The organism is Streptococcus parasanguinis (assembly GCF_001069785.1).
Classification (GTDB): Bacteria; Bacillota; Bacilli; order Lactobacillales; family Streptococcaceae; genus Streptococcus; species Streptococcus parasanguinis_T.
Window position 1 is genome coordinate 1 of record NZ_JVSR01000029.1, and the last position, 17165, is coordinate 17165.

The 17165-nt window shown below is 41.8% G+C and carries 16 protein-coding genes and 1 pseudogene; all 17 read left to right on the forward strand.

The features are described 5' to 3' along the window. Positions 1-380: hypothetical protein (locus tag ADG03_RS02125; protein WP_049520949.1), on the forward strand; the 380-nt coding region annotated here is incomplete at its 5' end. A 177-nt stretch (positions 381-557) separates the two neighbouring features. Then, positions 558-2294, forward strand: coding sequence for an ABC transporter ATP-binding protein (locus ADG03_RS02130; RefSeq protein WP_049473206.1), 1737 nt, complete (start codon positions 558-560; stop codon positions 2292-2294). 13 nt (positions 2295-2307) lie between these two features. Then, positions 2308-4086, forward strand: coding sequence for an ABC transporter ATP-binding protein (locus ADG03_RS02135; protein WP_049473194.1), 1779 nt, complete (start codon positions 2308-2310; stop codon positions 4084-4086). A gap of 190 nt (positions 4087-4276) precedes the next feature. Beyond that, a complete protein-coding gene (locus tag ADG03_RS11425) occupies positions 4277-4405 on the forward strand; it encodes a YSIRK-type signal peptide-containing protein (RefSeq protein ID WP_152902934.1) in 129 nt (42 codons plus the stop codon). A gap of 6 nt (positions 4406-4411) precedes the next feature. Further along, a pseudogene (locus ADG03_RS02140) lies at positions 4412-6289 on the forward strand (glycosyl hydrolase family 28-related protein); the annotation flags it as partial. 112 nt (positions 6290-6401) lie between these two features. Next, the gene (locus tag ADG03_RS02145; protein WP_049473193.1) at positions 6402-6911 is read left to right on the forward strand and encodes a GNAT family N-acetyltransferase; all 510 of its coding nucleotides are present in this window, start codon (positions 6402-6404) and stop codon (positions 6909-6911) included. A 129-nt stretch (positions 6912-7040) separates the two neighbouring features. Then, positions 7041-8615: a cardiolipin synthase gene (cls, locus tag ADG03_RS02150; RefSeq protein ID WP_049473205.1), complete on the forward strand. Its 1575-nt coding sequence runs from the start codon at positions 7041-7043 to the stop codon at positions 8613-8615. A gap of 15 nt (positions 8616-8630) precedes the next feature. Then, on the forward strand, positions 8631-9290 hold the full coding sequence (locus ADG03_RS02155) for a DNA alkylation repair protein (protein ID WP_049473192.1): 660 nt from the start codon (positions 8631-8633) through the stop codon (positions 9288-9290). A gap of 284 nt (positions 9291-9574) precedes the next feature. After that, positions 9575-10576, forward strand: a complete 1002-nt coding sequence (locus ADG03_RS02160) for a DUF3137 domain-containing protein (protein WP_049473191.1) — start codon at positions 9575-9577, stop codon at positions 10574-10576. Beyond that, the gene (locus ADG03_RS02165) at positions 10573-11124 is read left to right on the forward strand and encodes a LemA family protein (protein ID WP_049473190.1); all 552 of its coding nucleotides are present in this window, start codon (positions 10573-10575) and stop codon (positions 11122-11124) included. Before ADG03_RS02160 ends, ADG03_RS02165 begins: the two co-directional genes overlap by 4 nt. 145 nt (positions 11125-11269) lie before the next feature. After that, positions 11270-12346, forward strand: a complete 1077-nt coding sequence (locus ADG03_RS02170; protein WP_049473189.1) for an aspartate-semialdehyde dehydrogenase — start codon at positions 11270-11272, stop codon at positions 12344-12346. 139 nt (positions 12347-12485) lie between these two features. Then, positions 12486-13421, forward strand: a complete 936-nt coding sequence (dapA, locus tag ADG03_RS02175; RefSeq protein ID WP_049473188.1) for a 4-hydroxy-tetrahydrodipicolinate synthase — start codon at positions 12486-12488, stop codon at positions 13419-13421. A 21-nt stretch (positions 13422-13442) separates the two neighbouring features. Next, on the forward strand, positions 13443-14072 hold the full coding sequence (locus tag ADG03_RS02180; RefSeq protein WP_049473187.1) for a hypothetical protein: 630 nt from the start codon (positions 13443-13445) through the stop codon (positions 14070-14072). 143 nt (positions 14073-14215) lie between these two features. After that, the gene (locus tag ADG03_RS02185) at positions 14216-14554 is read left to right on the forward strand and encodes an ATP cone domain-containing protein (protein ID WP_003001449.1); all 339 of its coding nucleotides are present in this window, start codon (positions 14216-14218) and stop codon (positions 14552-14554) included. Positions 14555-14669: 115 nt separating this feature from the next. Continuing rightward, on the forward strand, positions 14670-15521 hold the full coding sequence (gene ylqF / locus ADG03_RS02190; protein ID WP_049473186.1) for a ribosome biogenesis GTPase YlqF: 852 nt from the start codon (positions 14670-14672) through the stop codon (positions 15519-15521). Further along, a complete protein-coding gene (locus ADG03_RS02195; RefSeq protein WP_049473185.1) occupies positions 15508-16275 on the forward strand; it encodes a ribonuclease HII in 768 nt (255 codons plus the stop codon). Before ylqF ends, ADG03_RS02195 begins: the two co-directional genes overlap by 14 nt. A 3-nt stretch (positions 16276-16278) precedes the next feature. Continuing rightward, a partial coding sequence (locus ADG03_RS02200; protein WP_049520950.1) for an ROK family protein occupies positions 16279-17165 on the forward strand: 887 nt, incomplete at its 3' end.

Genomic DNA, 17165 nt, shown 5'->3' on the forward strand with positions numbered 1-17165 from the left:
GTGCCAAAAGTGATAACGGGACTTATGTCTACAAACCATCAAAAACTGAACTCAAGAAAATTCTTGAGGAGCAAGGCTTATCAGGTAGTCAATTAGAGTCTATTGGAGATGTTATTAATTTTGAAGTTTCCATTAAGATCAAAGATTCAAAAGGAACCCTCAGCATCGCGGGTGAAGTCGCTGGTCAAAAGAATGAGCGATCTTATGAAGTCAAAATCGATCAAAAAGAGAAAACAATCGCGTCAAAAGATGGTAGTGGAGAAAAGATTACATACAAGGTCGATGGTGACTATTTGACATTTGATCTTTCTAAGTTAAGTAATAGCAACCAAGGGGATCTTATGATTCTTAAAAATGCTAAATTCAAACGCACGAAATAAAGCAACTGAAGAGCAGGGAAACCTGCTTTTTTGCTTTACTTTTATGACTGGTTTGGTATAATGAATGAGACTACAGATGGGACTGGGGCAGGAATGATTTTCTTTGAAAATGATTTCGTCTCGCTCCCTCTTTTCTGTGTGATCAAGGTTATTATTTATGGAAAAGGAGAATCATCTATGCTTTATATTTGGTCTTACTTGAAAAAGTATCCCAAGTGGCTAGCTCTGAATCTATTTTCAGCAGTCCTGTTTGTTATTGTCAATTTGGGCTTGCCAACGATTCTAGCTCGCATGATTGATGAGGGGATTAACCCGCGTGATGTGGATCGGCTGTATTTCTGGGGCTGGGCCATGTTTGCGATCATTTTGCTTGGGATTGTGGGGCGGATTATCTTGTCTTACGCGGTTGGTCAGATAACAACGACCATGGTACGTGATATGCGCAATGACCTCTATGCCAAGTTGCAGGAGTATTCGCATCGTGAGTATGAACAAATCGGGGTATCCTCATTGGTGACCCGCTTGACATCGGATGCCTTTGTTTTGATGCAGTTTGCGGATTCTATGTTGAAGATGGGCGTCATCACACCCTTGATGATGGTTTCCAGCGTTCTCTTGATTCTGACAACCAGTCCTTCTCTAGCATGGATTGTAGCAGTATCTGTACCATTTCTTGCTGTCGTTGTCTGGTATGTAGCAGTCAAGACACGTCCACTTTCTGAGAAGCAACAAAAGACCCTTGACCATCTCAATCAGTTTGCGCGTGAAAATTTGACAGGTCTCCGAGTGATTCGTGCCTTTGCCCGCGAAGAATTCCAAGAGGATAAATTTGCGGCTGAAAATGAAGTCTACGCAGAAAACTCGAATAAATTGTTCAAACTAACTGGTTTGACAGAACCTCTATTTGTGCAGATCATCATTGCTATGATTGTGGCGATTGTCTGGTTTGCTTTGGATCCTCTTCATGACGGTAGTTTGAAAATTGGGGATCTGGTTGCCTTTATTGAGTATAGCTTTCACGCGCTCTTATCTTTCCTCTTTTTAGCCAATCTCTTTACCATGTATCCTCGTACTGCGGTCTCTAGCCGTCGGCTCAAGGAAATCATGGACATGCCCATTTCGATTGATCCAAATGAGAATGGGATAACAGAAACAGCATCTCGTGGCTATTTGGAATTTGACAATGTCACCTTTGCTTATCCAGGTGAGACGGAGAGTCCAGTTCTCCATAATATTTCCTTTCAAGCCAAACCTGGCGAAACCATTGCCTTTATCGGCTCGACCGGTTCTGGGAAATCTTCACTTGTGCAGTTGATTCCTCGATTCTATGATGTCACCCTAGGGAAGATTTTGGTCGATGGTGTGGATGTCCGTGACTACAATCTGAAAGCCCTTCGCCAAAAGATTGGTTTTATTCCACAAAAGGCCTTGCTCTTTACGGGAACCATTGCTGAGAACCTTCGTTATGGGAAAGAAGATGCCTCTGTACAAGAGCTAGAACAAGCGGCTGAAATTTCCCAAGCCAAGGAATTTATCGACAGCCGTGAGGAACGCTTTGATACCCATTTGGCAGAAGGTGGTAGCAACCTTTCAGGTGGTCAAAAACAACGCTTGTCTATCGCTCGTGCCGTTGTCAAAGATCCGGATATCTTTATTTTCGATGATTCCTTCTCTGCTTTGGACTACAAGACGGATGCCACTTTGCGGAAGCGTCTCAAAGAAGTTACAGGAGATGCGACCGTCTTGATCGTAGCGCAACGTGTGGGAACCATTATGGATGCGGATCAAATTATTGTCTTGGACCAAGGGGAAATCGTCGGTCGAGGTACTCACGATGAATTGATGGAAAGCAATGAGATCTATCGTGAAATTGCCAATTCCCAGCTTGACAGTCCATCATTAACAGAGGAATAGAAAGGAGAAGCAGATGAAACAAGAACAAAACAGTTTTAGTAGACTATGGACTTACTTGAGAGCCTATCGCTTGGAAGTTTGCTTGTCCATTTTCTTAAAAATCCTGAGTGTCGTCATGAGTGTTGTCGAACCCTTTGTTTTGGGACTTGCCATTACGGAGTTGACAAAAAATCTCATGGATATGGCAAAAGGCCTTCCAGGGGCTGGTCTTAATACATCCTATATCGCGATCATTATGACGCTCTATCTATTCCGTGGGGTCCTCTATGAGTTGGGATCTTATTATTCCAACTATTTCATGACCAATGCTGTTCAAAAGACCGTTCAGGACATGCGAAATGATTTGTCTCATAAAATCAACCACATTCCCGTTTCTTATTTTGACCGGCATCAGTTTGGAGATTTACTAGGACGTTTTACTAGCGATGTCGAAACCGTCTCGAACGCCTTGCAACAGTCCTTCTTACAAATCGTTAACGCCATCTTTACCTTGCTCTTTGTTATCAGCATGGTCTTATACTTAAACATCCAGCTGGGGCTAGTAGTCATCTTGTCCATTCCGATCACTTATTTCAGTGCTCGATTTATCATGAAAAAATCTCAGCCTTACTTTAAAGAGCAGGCAGATGTTTTGGGAGCCATGAACGGCTTTGTGCAAGAAAATTTAACAGGCTTTAATGTCCTTAAGCTGTACGTTCGGGAAAAATCTTCCCAGGAAGAGTTTCATGATATTACCCATCACCTTCAAAAGGTAGGTTTCAAGGCTAATTTCATTTCTGGCTTAATGATGCCGATTTTAAATGGGATTTCAGATTTGACTTATCTCGTTATCGCTTTGTTTGGTGGCTTGCAAGTGTTAGCAGGTCGTTTGACTGTCGGGAATATGCAGGCCTTCGTTCAATATGTTTGGCAGATCAACCAACCGATTCAAAACTTAACCCAATTGGCAGGGCAGCTACAAAGTGCTAAGTCGTCTCTAGATCGGATTTTCCAAGTCATGGATGAGCCAGATGAAGTAGCAGATGTGACAGAAACCCTCTCTGGAGACTTGACAGGGCAAGTCAGCTTTAAAAACGTTGATTTCCAATATGTAGCGGACAAACCCTTGATTCGTGATTTCAACCTTGAAGTCAAACCAGGTGAAATGGTGGCCATTGTCGGACCGACCGGAGCAGGGAAAACAACCCTGATTAATTTGCTGATGCGCTTTTACGATGTGACTGCAGGCTCCATCACGGTGGATGGTCATGATATTCGCCATCTGTCACGCCAAGATTACCGCAAACAATTCGGAATGGTGCTTCAGGATGCTTGGTTATATGAAGGAACCATCAAAGAAAACCTTCGCTTTGGTAATCTCGAGGCAACGGATGAAGAAATTGTAGAAGCTGCAAAGGCAGCCAATGTCGATCACTTTATCAGGACACTTCCTGGTGGTTATAATATGGAAATGAACCAGGAGTCTAGCAATATTTCTCTAGGGCAAAAGCAACTCCTAACCATTGCGCGTGCACTCCTAGCGGATCCTAAAATCTTGATTTTGGATGAAGCGACGTCTTCTGTCGATACGCGTTTAGAGCTCTTGATTCAAAAAGCGATGAAGAATTTGATGAAAGGGCGGACTAGCTTTGTTATTGCTCACCGCTTGTCTACCATTCAAGAAGCAGATAAAATCCTTGTCCTCAAAGATGGCCAAATCATCGAGCAAGGAAATCACCAATCCTTGTTAGCAGATAAAGGGTTCTACTATGAGCTCTACAATAGCCAATTTTCAAATAAAAAAGCGGAATAAGCGCGTGCCATCAAAAGAGGTTTGAGAAAGCATTCTCAGCCTCTTTTTTCTTACTCACTTTTATTACTACATAAAAAGGTTAATATTTCTGCAACAAATTGATACAGAATATTCACACAATTCACCTTGTTTGTCATGATAATTTTTATTAGGATAGAATCGTTGTAAAAAATAAAAGGAGAAATATGTGATGTATCATTTAAACAAAGATATCATTTTTGGCATTCGCAAGTCTAAGCTTGGAGTCTTTTCTGTCGTAATTGCGATCATGGGGGCTTGTTTTTTGACTGGAAAATCTGTGGCAGCTGATCAAGTTTGAGAGCAGGCACAAGTCCAAACACAAGGGCAAGAAGCGACAACTTCTGATCCCGAAAGCTCTCAAGTAGATACCAGTCAATATGGAGCATCTATGCCTTACACCCGTTATGAAGCAGACAAAGGAAACCTCCTTGGAAAGGCAGAGGTAGAGCAGTCTCAAGACAGTCACTCAACAGCTATTGAAGCTTCTGATCAGACTTATGTCGCTTTAAAAGAAAAGGGAGATGGTGTTTCCTTTAAGGTCAATGAACCAGCCAATGCTTTAACCGTACGCTACACGGTACCAGATGGAGCCAGTGGACAACTCGAGGTACAGGTGAATGGTCACAGTGTTCAACAATTGGATCTTTCATCTACGTCTAACTGGCAGTACTTGAATGACAAAGGTGTACACGATAGTGCACAGGCGGATACACTCGCTCGGTTCCAATTTGATGAAGTACACAGCCTACTTCCAGGAGTTCAGCTTCAAAAAGGAGATGTGGTTTCACTGGTGAAAAACAAGTCAGACGACGTCCATTATGGCCTTGACTTTGTGGAATTCGAGCAAGCTCCAGACCCGATTGCTCAAGGGGACAATGCTATCAATATTGTTTCTAAAGGAGCTACGCCAAACGACGATACTGATGACAGCAAGGCCCTCTATGATGCGATTTATGAAGCTAAACAAACCGGAAAGAATGTCTATATCCCAGCTGGGCGATTTAATCTCAATCGAAAAGTCGGTATCGATGCTTCTGATATGAAGATTTCAGGGGCTGGTATCTGGCATACCCAACTGCATTTTACTAGTGACCAAGCTGGTGGCGGTGGATTTGACTTCCTTCACCAAGACAACCATGTTGAATTTAGCGATGTCTATCTGTCCTCCAACCTTCGTTCACGCTATGGTGAAAATGCTCAGTACAAGGCCATTTCTGGAACGCCAGGGAAGAACTCTCATATTCACGATATTTGGGCCGAACATTTTGAAGTCGGCATGTGGATTGGCGATTATGCTGGAAAAAATGATATGAAGTACACAGATGGTCTAGTAGTAGAAAATGTCCGTTTGCGCAATAACCTGGCTGACGGAGTCAACTTTGCCCAAGGGACTAAGAATTCGATTGTCCGCAATTCTAGTATCCGTGGGAATGGAGATGACGGACTAGCCAGCTGGTCAAGTATTGCGGATGGAACAGAATCAGCAGTAGCAGAAAACAATAAATTCTTGCACAATACGATTGAACTTGGTTGGCGTGCTGGTGGTGTTGGGATCTTTGGTGGAAAAGGCCATGAGATCGCCTACAATCGGATTAAAGACAATATCGGTGATGCCGGAATTCGCTTGACGACTGTCTTTAAGGGCCATAACTTTGATCTAAATGAAGAAGGAATTCGGGTTCACCACAATCTCTTGGAGCGTACAGGGACGAAGAGTGATATCTACAACAAGCATCGTGGATCGATTGATGTTGAAACGCGCTATGGAGATATTAAAAATGTCACCATTGAGGACAATGTATTTGTAGCGCCATTTGATACAGGTGTGACTGATCACCTCAATCCAAATGGAGGTATCCTAAACCATGTCGAAGTCAGTAACAATCAAACCATGAGTCAACTCTCTCATCCAGCTCAAGCAGGATTATCTGCCTCTACTTCAAAATCAGCTGGACAAGCCTTGAAAGTGAAAGAAAAACCCCTTCAAGTAAGCGCAGTGAAAGCTTCCCTTCAACCATCTAAAAAACAAACCGGTCTGAATCTTAAACAAGCAAAGACAGTCACTAAAACAGTCAAACCTAACTATGTCTTAAAAGCAACAAATTCCAAGCAAAAGAGCTTTTTGAAAGCTCCGAGTGCTTTATTCCTTTATCGGATGATGGGGTTAAGTCAAACAGTTTAAGAAGGATGGAAATCCTGGATATAATTCCAGGATTTTTTGCTTGCTGCTAGACTTTCATTGACAGTGAGGAGGCATATCGGTATACTAGGTATAATCTAATGAGGAGGCCTCCATGATGATTCGACCCGTTCAGCTCAGCGATGCAGCAGCTATCCGAGCGATTTACCAACCTTATGTAACAGAGACAGCCATTACCTTTGAGGTTGATGTACCGACTGTCCAGGAGTTTGAAAGCCGCATCACAAAAACGCTGACCCAATTTCCTTATTTGGTCGCAGAAGTGGATGGGAAAGTTGTGGGGTATGCCTATGCCTCGACCTATTATGCACGCGCTGCCTATGATTGGACCACTGAATTGTCTATTTATGTAGCAAAAGAAGCGCGTGGACAAGGGATTGGATCAGCCCTTTATAATGCCTTAGAAGAAGAGTTACAAGCACGAGGTTACTTACGTTTTCTGGCCTGCATTGCAGTCCCTAACGAAGCCAGCATCTCCATGCATGAAAAGCGGGGCTATGTTCAAGTCGCTCATTTCCCAAAGATTGGCTATAAGTTCAACAAATGGCACGATATCTTATGGATGCAAAAGACCATAGACGGTCCTGTTAGGAAAATACGGTAGAAATCACGACATTTGTAAATTGCAATAGCTAATTATCCCTGACTTTTTCATAGGCTAAAATGATACTAATAAAATTACTGAAAGAGACCGGAAAGTTGTGATGATCTCCCCTACATGAAAGGAGCTTTTATGACTCAAGAACAATGTGCTAGACTGTTACCTCAAAAGCCCTCAAGATGGGCTAAAATTCTACTTAACCGAAAGGTTCCCATTCTCCTGTTCTTCTTACTGGAATTGGCCTTTCTTGTCTTTTCATATCTCAGCCTACAAGAGCATTTCCCATCCATTATCTTATGGGAACACTTGTTGAGTGTCTTTACCTTCTTTTACTTGCTCAATCGTTCCATGGATTCTCGTTCCAAACTGTCCTGGGTGATTATCATTGCCCTCTTTCCAATTTTTGGGACGGCTCTGCTTTACTTTTCGTTAGCTGATTTGGGTGTGAGACGCTTGAAGAAGCGGCTTGAGGATGCTACAGTGCAGGCATCCGATTATCTAAGCACCGATCCAGGAGTTGCTGATTATTTATCCCAAAGTGATCGCCAATTACAGAAATTAGCATATTTTTTGGAGCATAGTCCAGCACAGTTTCCTATCTACAGCAACACAGAGGTTACCTATTTTCCACTTGGAGATGACATGCTTCCAGCCTTGTTGGAGGATTTGAAAAAGGCGGAGCGTTATATCTTCATGGAATATTTCATTATTGACGAAGGGATCATGTGGGGTGAGATTTTAGCCATTTTAGAGGAGAAGGCCAAGGCAGGTCTGGATGTTCGTGTCATGTTTGATGGGATGAATGAGATGACTACCTTGTCCTATGATTATATCGAGCGCTTGCACAAGGTTGGGATTAAAGCTCAGGCCTTCTCACCAGTCAAGCCCATTCTATCAACCTATTACAATTACCGAGACCATCGAAAGATTACAGTGATTGATGGTCAAGTTGCTTATACTGGTGGCGTTAATATCGCTGATGAGTATGTCAATAAACGAGAACGCTTTGGTCATTGGAAGGATACGGCCCTTCGATTAGATGGTTCAGCAGTTCAAACGCTAAAAGCTCTCTTTTTGACCATGTGGACAGTGACTGGAATAGAAGATAAAAGGGATATGGAGCGCTATCTACAAGAAAAACCTCAACAAAGAAAGAGTCAGGGCTTTGTACTCCCTTATGGCAATTCACCATTGACCTATCACAAATTGGCTGAGGATGTTTATCTTCATTTACTGAATACATCGACCGATTATGTTCACATCATGACCCCTTATTTGATCTTGGATGACGAATTGGTTAGAGCTATGACTTTCGCGGCCAAACGAGGTGTGGATGTTCGTATCATTATGCCAGGGATTCCAGATAAACAGTATGCCTTTGATATTGCGACGACCTATTTTAAAGCCCTCTTGGATGCTGGCGTCCGTATTTTCCGTTATAGCCCAGGCTTTGTCCATGCTAAAGTATATGTTTCTGATAGCCAACAAGCTGTGGTAGGAACCATTAATACAGACTACCGAAGTCTTTATCAAAATTTTGAAGATGGCGTATATCTTTATAAGAATCCGGAAGTGCTTAACATTGAACAAGATTTTGAGAGAACCCAGTCTCTCTCGGAGGAAGTAACATTGGAAAGTTTGTCAAAAATGCCTATAGCACATCGTCTAGGTGGTTATCTCTTTTCTTTGATTGGACCTTTGATGTAAAAAAGGAGGAATCATATGGATACAAAAATTCTTTTGAAATTGTTAGAAGACCAAGCTGATCCAGAGAAAGTCCCAGCAATGGAAGCTTATATGAAAAATAAATTCAGCTTTCTTGGCGTTCAAAAACCAATTCTCAAAAAGATTGAAAGAGATTTTTTTAAGCTTTTCATAAAGAATCCAATTGATTGGGCTTTTGTGGAAGAGTGTTGGCAGCAACCTTACCGTGAGTTTCAATATATTGCTAAGGATTATCTGGATAAAAAGAAGAAAGAGCTTAGACCTGAAGATTTTCTAAAGCTAAAGGAATTGGCTCAAACCAAATCATGGTGGGACAGTATAGATCAATTGGACCTTATCATCGGAGAGATTACTTTTCACTATCCAGAAACCAAGCAGGTTATGCTGGATTGGAGTAAGGATCAGGACTTTTGGTTGAGGCGGATTGCCATTGATCACCAGCTTATGAGGAAAGAAAAAACAGATACGGATTTGTTAGAAAAAGTGATCCTCAGTAATCTAGGTCAAAGCGAGTTCTTTATAAATAAGGCAATCGGCTGGAGCTTACGCAATTATTCCAAGGTTAATCCGGATTGGGTAGGGGCCTTTATCGACCGCTATCGAGAGCAGTTATCTCCTTTGAGTATTCGAGAAGGAAGCAAGTACCTACCTTCTTGACAGTTTGTGGATGTTCATGGTAAACTAGATTTATGCGATGAGTCGATTGGCTCTTAGGAGCCTTTTGCGCTGAGGAGGTCTACATTCAATTGTAACGCAGGAGCGGACCTTGAACAGTTGTGTGAACCGGCTGTTCTCACCGAAAGGTGCCTCAAATCCTGGTCTTCGGATCAGGATTTTTTTGTACCTTCAAAGGACCGAAACTATTATAATACAGTTGCTACAAAGTTATGTTGGTGTTATAATATAGTAAAGTGCCTCGTGTCAGAAAGGAGTGGAGTTGATTGGGAGATTTCTATCATTCTAATGATTCAGCATCTACAGACTATTCGCAGAAAATTGAGGATCTTGAAAACTCCAAACCATTTCAGGATGCAATCGGATTGATCCGAGAACAGATGAAGAACAATCTTCAATGGAATGTTTTGCGATCTTTTGGTATTATTTGTGCCATATTGTCTCTCATTTTATTGCGTTTTGCAGCTATTCCTTTGATCCTTTTAGTTGTTGGTTTGTATTATTGGCCACAATATAAAAAACGAAAAGCCTTGTTTGGGGATCGAATTCGTTCGAACGATGAGATCTATCTTGATGATATCCTGTCGCCTGTATTAAAGGAAGTTTTTCCTAAGGCTTCGATCAAAGAGGACGGTTCCATACCTTCTGAAGCTCTTTCGCATTTATGTCCTCGGTCGACTGATTTTCTATGTTTCAAAGAACTATCGTTTCATGATGACAAAGAGCTAACGGTGTCAAATCTCTATGCTCATCATACGGAGACTCGTTACCGGACATCTAATGGACATACGAGGACGGAACATGTGGAAGTTACAGATTTCCTTGGACAAGTGTTCTCTTTATGTCTACCGATTAATTTCTCTGGTCATCTTCGGGTGGTTCCGACCAAGAAATCATTTCTTTTTAAGAGGGAGGTGAATGGGGTTTATCCTGGAGCCAGAGGAGATGAAGTTCAGATTGAAACCGAGGATATTCGCAATAACGAAAATTACAATATCTACTGCACGGATGAACTGTCTGCTCGTAAATTTCTCACCCCTAAGATGTTGGAATGGTTTGATCGACAAATTTCTCAAAATGCCATGTGTGTATTTTTGAAAGACAAGAAACTATTTATTTCTTTGTATACCGATAGCTATATCTTTCCGACGCCCCAAAAACCAGAAGATATTGATCAACTATCTTTGGTATCTGAATATCATAAATTATGCAGAGAACTAGCTTTAATTAAAGAAATAACAGCAATTTTTGAAGGAGAAGCATCATGAATCTCATTATCGGCTTAATCATATTTGTTGCCCTATTGGCTATTTGGTTTATTAGTGTAGGAAATCGTCTCAATCGCTATCTAGTGACCATTGAAGAATCAAAGAGAACGGTCGATATCGTTCTCGTAAAACGCTATGATACCATTTCGGAAATGCTAAAAGTAGCCAAAGCTTATGCCAAACATGAGCAAGAGATTTTCACTGATTTAGTTGCTTTACGCCAAGGAGCAACTATTCAAGAATCCAACCAAGTCATTACCAATCAAAATGATGTCTTGGCACAAATTCGTGCAGTTGCTGAAAACTATCCAGAGCTCTTGTCTTCTAACCAATTCTTGGCCTTGCAAAAGGAAATTGCTGACGAAAATGAAGATCTTGCTGCAGCGAAGCGAATTGTCAACAGTAATGTCAGCCACATCAATCAAGAAATTGTTTCATTTCCAGCGTCTATCGTAGCAGGTGTAAAGGGGATCCATCAAGTTCCATTTCTTGCTGAAGAAACACAAGGTAAGAAAGATTTAAGTGACTTGAACTATGACCTGAACTAAAGAGCTATTTATTATAAATAACCATCAACAATCCTGGTCTTAGAATCAGGATTTTTTCCTACTGTTGGTACTTTTCATTTATGCCAAAAAATTGTATAATAGTACAAATACTCAATTTTTAGAAAATTTTGAAAGAGGATTTACTATGGGATACACAGTTGCTGTTGTCGGTGCTACAGGTGCCGTTGGTGCTCAAATGATCAAAATGTTGGAAGAATCTACTCTTCCAATCGATAAAATTCGCTACCTTGCGTCAGCACGTTCTGCAGGAAAAGTCTTGCAATTTAAAGGGCAAGACGTGACCATCGAAGAAACGACTGAAGATGCTTTTGAAGGGGTTGATATTGCTCTTTTCTCAGCTGGTGGTTCAACATCTGCCAAATATGCACCTTATGCGGTGAAAGCAGGCGCAGTAGTGGTTGATAACACTTCTTATTTCCGTCAAAATCCGGATGTCCCATTGGTTGTTCCTGAAGTGAATGCACATGCTCTTGATGCTCACAACGGAATCATCTCTTGTCCAAACTGTTCAACCATTCAAATGATGGTCGCTCTTGAGCCAGTTCGTCAAAAATGGGGCTTGGACCGTATCATCGTGTCTACTTACCAAGCTGTTTCAGGTGCTGGTATGGGAGCTATTCTTGAAACCCAACGTGAGTTGAAAGAAGTCTTGAATGACGGGGTCAACCCACGTGATGTCAAAGCCGAAATCTTGCCATGTGGTGGCGATAAAAAACATTACCCAATTGCTTTCAACGCTCTTCCACAAATCGACGTCTTCACAGAAAATGACTATACTTACGAAGAAATGAAGATGACAAATGAAACCAAGAAAATCATGGAAGATGATAGCATTGCCGTTTCAGCAACTTGTGTGCGGATTCCAGTCTTGTCAGCTCACTCAGAGTCAGTCTACATTGAAACAAAAGAAGTGGCACCAATTGACGAAGTGAAAGCTGCTATTGCAGAATTCCCAGGTGCAGTCCTTGAAGATGATGTTGCTCACCAAATCTACCCACAAGCCGTTAATGCGGTCGGATCACGCGATACCTTCGTTGGACGGATTCGTAAAGACTTGGATGCTGAAAAAGGAATCCACATGTGGGTTGTTTCAGATAACCTCCTTAAAGGAGCTGCTTGGAACTCAGTCCAAATCGCAGAAACTCTTCACGAACGTGGACTCGTACGTCCAACAGCTGAATTGAAATTTGAGTTGAAGTAGGGAGCGAAACAGAAATCAGTAACTCGAAGAGTTTGATTTCTTCCTCAGCTTTTTAGCGAATCAACTTGTTTTATGAACAGATCATGAGGCAAAGGCAAGCAAGCCCCAGCCTCTTTCTTATATAGAGAAAGGTTTTTCTATGTCTTATAATGATTTAAAAGATTGTAAAATCATCACCGCATTTATCACCCCCTTCCATGAAGATGGAACCATTAATTTTGATGCTCTTCCTGCCTTGATCGAGCACCTCTTGGCTCATCATACAGATGGGATTCTCTTAGCTGGAACGACTGCAGAAAGTCCAACTCTGACCCACGATGAGGAATTGCAACTCTTTGCGGCCGTTCAAAAGATTGTCAATGGTCGAGTTCCTTTGATCGCTGGTGTCGGAACCAATGAAACCCGCGACTCGATTGAGTTCGTTAAAGAAGTGGATGCTTTTGGTGGCTTTGCGGCAGGATTGGCTATCGTCCCATACTACAACAAACCATCTCAAGAAGGAATGTATCAACACTTTAAAGCGATTGCGGATGCATCTAATCTTCCGATTATTATCTACAATATTCCTGGACGCGTGGTCGTGGAAATGACGCCTGAAACCATGCTTCGTTTGGCAGAGCACCCAAATATCATTGGGGTCAAAGAGTGTACAACCCTTGCTAATATGGCCTACTTAATTGAACACAAGCCAGAAGAATTTCTCGTCTATACAGGGGAAGATGGAGATGCTTTCCATGCGATGAACCTTGGGGCTGATGGAGTGATCTCGGTGGCTTCTCATACAAATGGAGATGAAATGTATGAGATGTTACAAGCCATTGAGCACAACGATATTAAAAAGGCTGCGGCTATCCAACGTCAGTTTATCCCTAAAGTCAATGCTCTCTTCTCATATCCGAGTCCAGCTCCTGTCAAAGCTGTCTTAAACTATATGGGCTTTGAAGCAGGACCAACTCGTTTGCCATTGGTGCCAGCACCAGCAGAAGAAGCGAAGCGCATCATCAAGGTTGTAGTAGATGGGGATTACCATGCATCTAAAGAGATCATTACGGGAGTTCTTCGTCCGGATTATTAATAAAATTGTCATGAGGAATGTATGTCAGAGATAGGGAAAACAGAGTTAGAAAAAACGGATTCGGAGAAATCAGAACTAGAAAAATTTAAAGAACGTCATAGCCTTGAAAAGTTAGATGGTGTGATGATCTATGATAAACCGACCATTAAAACAGGTGAAAAAGCTGGATGCATCGGTGCACTCTTACTTTTAATTGGATTTGGTACAGGAATTATTTTGTTCCTCGTTCATTTCATGTTTGACTTCGATTCCAAGCTACTCAATCTTCTTTGGGAATCAATAGCAGCTTTAGGATTCATTTATAGTTTAGCAGGGGCTTTTCAAATCGGTCCTCTTACAATACACCGCTACTCAAGAGAAGCCGATAAGGATAAACATTTTGAAATTGATAGAGCCTATAATCTCTATAACGTTCTCTATAAACCGACTAAAACTATCCTTCTCCAATATGATAGTGACGAAGATCAGCTGATTGCTGTCAATGCTGGTGGTGAACTATTAGTGGAACTCCTTAGAAAAGTAGAGATGGAGAAGTTACCTCTGAAGAAGATTTTGAAGACCTTCCGTTTGGATCATGTCTCTGACCATCTTTGGAGATTGACCTACAGCTATAAAAAAGAAGATGTGGTCATGGAAAAAAGTGATCGTTAGATTTTTTCATCCAATCAAGCACAGTAAGTCCTGAAAAGAGCTTTGATTCTTGGCAAAAAAATTATATAATAAAGTAGTAGGTCTTCATTTCTTTCTAAGGGAAATGAAGTATTCATGAAAATTTAAACAAAAAGGAGACTCCGATGGAAGTCATTAAACGTAGTGGAGAAGTGGTTGAATTCAACCCAGATAAAATTTACCAAGCTATTTTGAAAGCTGCGCAAGTTGTCTATGTTTTGACAGATGATTTGCGACAAAACCTAGCTCAAGTGACCAAGAAAGTTGCTATGGATTTGGATGAAGCCCAAGTAGAACGCGCAACCATCAGTATGATCCAATCATTAGTGGAACAACGCTTGTTGGGAGCAGGTTATATTACCATTGCAGAACACTACATTTCTTATCGCTTGCAACGTGATTTGGAACGGAGCGGCTATGGTGATCATATCGCCGTGCATTTGCATTTTGAGCAAATTCGCTAGAATATGAAATAGAAGTTACTTCGGTAGCTTCATTTTTTTGTATCCTCGTTTAAGGCTGAGAATTCAAGAAAACATGGTATAATAGAAGAGATTGAACTGGAAAGGAATGGAGAACATGGCAACTATACAATGGTTTCCTGGACACATGTCCAAAGCTAGAAGACAAGTACAAGAAAATTTAAAATTTGTGGATTTTGTGACGGTTCTGGTAGATGCTCGTTTGCCCCTATCAAGCCAAAATCCTATGTTAACCAAAATTGTTGGTGATAAGCCTAAATTAATGATTTTGAACAAGGTAGACTTGGCAGATCCTGTGGCAACAAAAGAATGGCAGGACTATTTTGAGTCTCAAGGCATCAAAACCTTGGCTATCAACTCCAAAGAGCAATCTACGGTTAAGAAGGTCACAGATGCTGCTAAGTCTTTGATGGCCGATAAAATTGCTCGTCAGAAGGAACGAGGGATTCAGATTGAAACCCTTCGGACCATGATTATCGGGATTCCTAATGCCGGGAAATCAACTCTGATGAACCGCTTAGCGGGGAAAAAGATTGCTGTTGTTGGAAATAAACCAGGGGTGACCAAGGGGCAACAATGGTTGAAAACCAATAAAGACCTTGAAATCTTGGATACCCCAGGGATTCTCTGGCCAAAGTTTGAAGATGAAGAAGTGGCTTTAAAGCTCGCCTTAACAGGAGCGATAAAGGATCAGTTGCTTCCAATGGATGAAGTGACCATCTTTGGCCTTAACTATTTTAAAGAGCATTATCCAGCTGTTTTGCAGGAACGTTTTAAACAAATGGATCTGGAACAAGAAGCTCCTGAAATCATTATGGAAATGACCCAGAAATTAGGATTTCGTGAAGATTACGACCGTTTTTACCAACTCTTTGTTAAAGACGTCCGCGATGGAAAATTGGGACGCTATACGCTGGATCGTGTAGGGGAAATTGATGGCAACCATTAAGGAAATTAAAGAACAATTGGCAAGCATTCAGCGGTTAGACGATCCTTTATTGACTGAATTGGAACAGGATAGCCGATCTGGTGTGATCCAAGCGATCGCAAAGCGAAAAAAAGAAATCCAAAAACGTTTAGATGAAGATGAACGTTTGGAAGGAATGCTGGCCTATGAAAAAGAACTTTATACTCAAGGGATTCAGCTTATTGCAGGAGTGGATGAAGTGGGACGTGGCCCATTAGCGGGTCCAGTTGTTGCAGCTGCCGTGATCTTGCCGAAAGCTTGTAAGATTCCAGGGCTCAACGATAGTAAAAAGATTCCAAAATCCAAACACAAGGAAATCTATGAGGCTGTGCTCCAAAACGCCATTGCGATCGGAATCGGCGTCAAGGACAATCACGTGATTGATCAGGTTAATATCTATGAAGCTACGAAGCTAGCCATGATGGAGGCCATTGGTCAGCTAGAGCCTCAACCCCAGCATCTTTTGATTGATGCCATGAGGTTGGATCTTCCTATTCCCCAAACTAGTATCATCAAAGGGGATGCTAACTCCTTATCCATTGCTGCAGCATCCATCGTAGCCAAGGTGACTCGGGATCAGATGATGGAAGAGTTTGATTGCGAATATCCGGGTTATGATTTTACGCAGAACGCTGGCTATGGGACGGCTAACCATCTGGCTGGCCTTCACAAGCTGGGAGTGACTCCTATCCATCGGCGTTCATTTGAACCCGTCAAATCAATGTGTGAGGATTAGGTTATGCTATTTACCATCGATATCGGAGGGACCTTTATAAAGTACGGTCTGATGGATGCAGACTATCAATTGATCCGTACAGACAAGATCCCAACACCATCTACGATTGAGGAGTTTTGGCAAGGATTAGAAGAAATCGTTACACCTGTAAGGGAAGAAATCGAGGGAATCGCCATTTCGTGCCCCGGTGAGATCCAAAAGAGCCTTGGCTTTGTCTTTCGAGGTGGTCTCATTCCATATTTACGAGGCATTCCTCTAGCAAGTAGACTCGAACAAACATTTCAAGTACCCGTCACTGTTCTCAATGATGGAGAAGCCGCTGGTCTAGCGGAAGCAAGGCTTGGTAATCTAAAAGATTGTCCATGTGGTGCGACCTTGGTCTTGGGGACAGGAGTCGGCCTCGCTCTTCTTTCTAACGGTGACCTATTGAGAGGATGGCAACTGACAGAATACATTCGGTCTATTGATAAGGCAGAAAGAACACCAGAAAATCGCCGCTTTCATCGCGAACTCTTTTTGCAAGGCATTTCCAATCTTTTGGAAAACACTGGTTCTGCTGTTCAATTTGTTGAGAAAGCTAGTCACATCTTGAACCTAGAAAAGGCAGATGGTATAGCTGTTTTCAAAGCTCTTGATCTAGGGGGCTATGAGGAGCTGATATCCTTGTTTCAGGAATATTGTCATGATATTGCAATTTTGATTTTTAATCTTCAATCATTGCTCCTGATTGAAAAAGTGACGATTGGCGGGGGCATTAGTAGTCAACCACTATTGATCGATGAGATCAGTCGACAATACCATGAGCTGCTCTCTCAAAAAGGGCATAAACAATTTGAGGCCTTGCCGATCCAAGCGGCTCGCTTCCATAATGAAAGCAACTTGATTGGTGC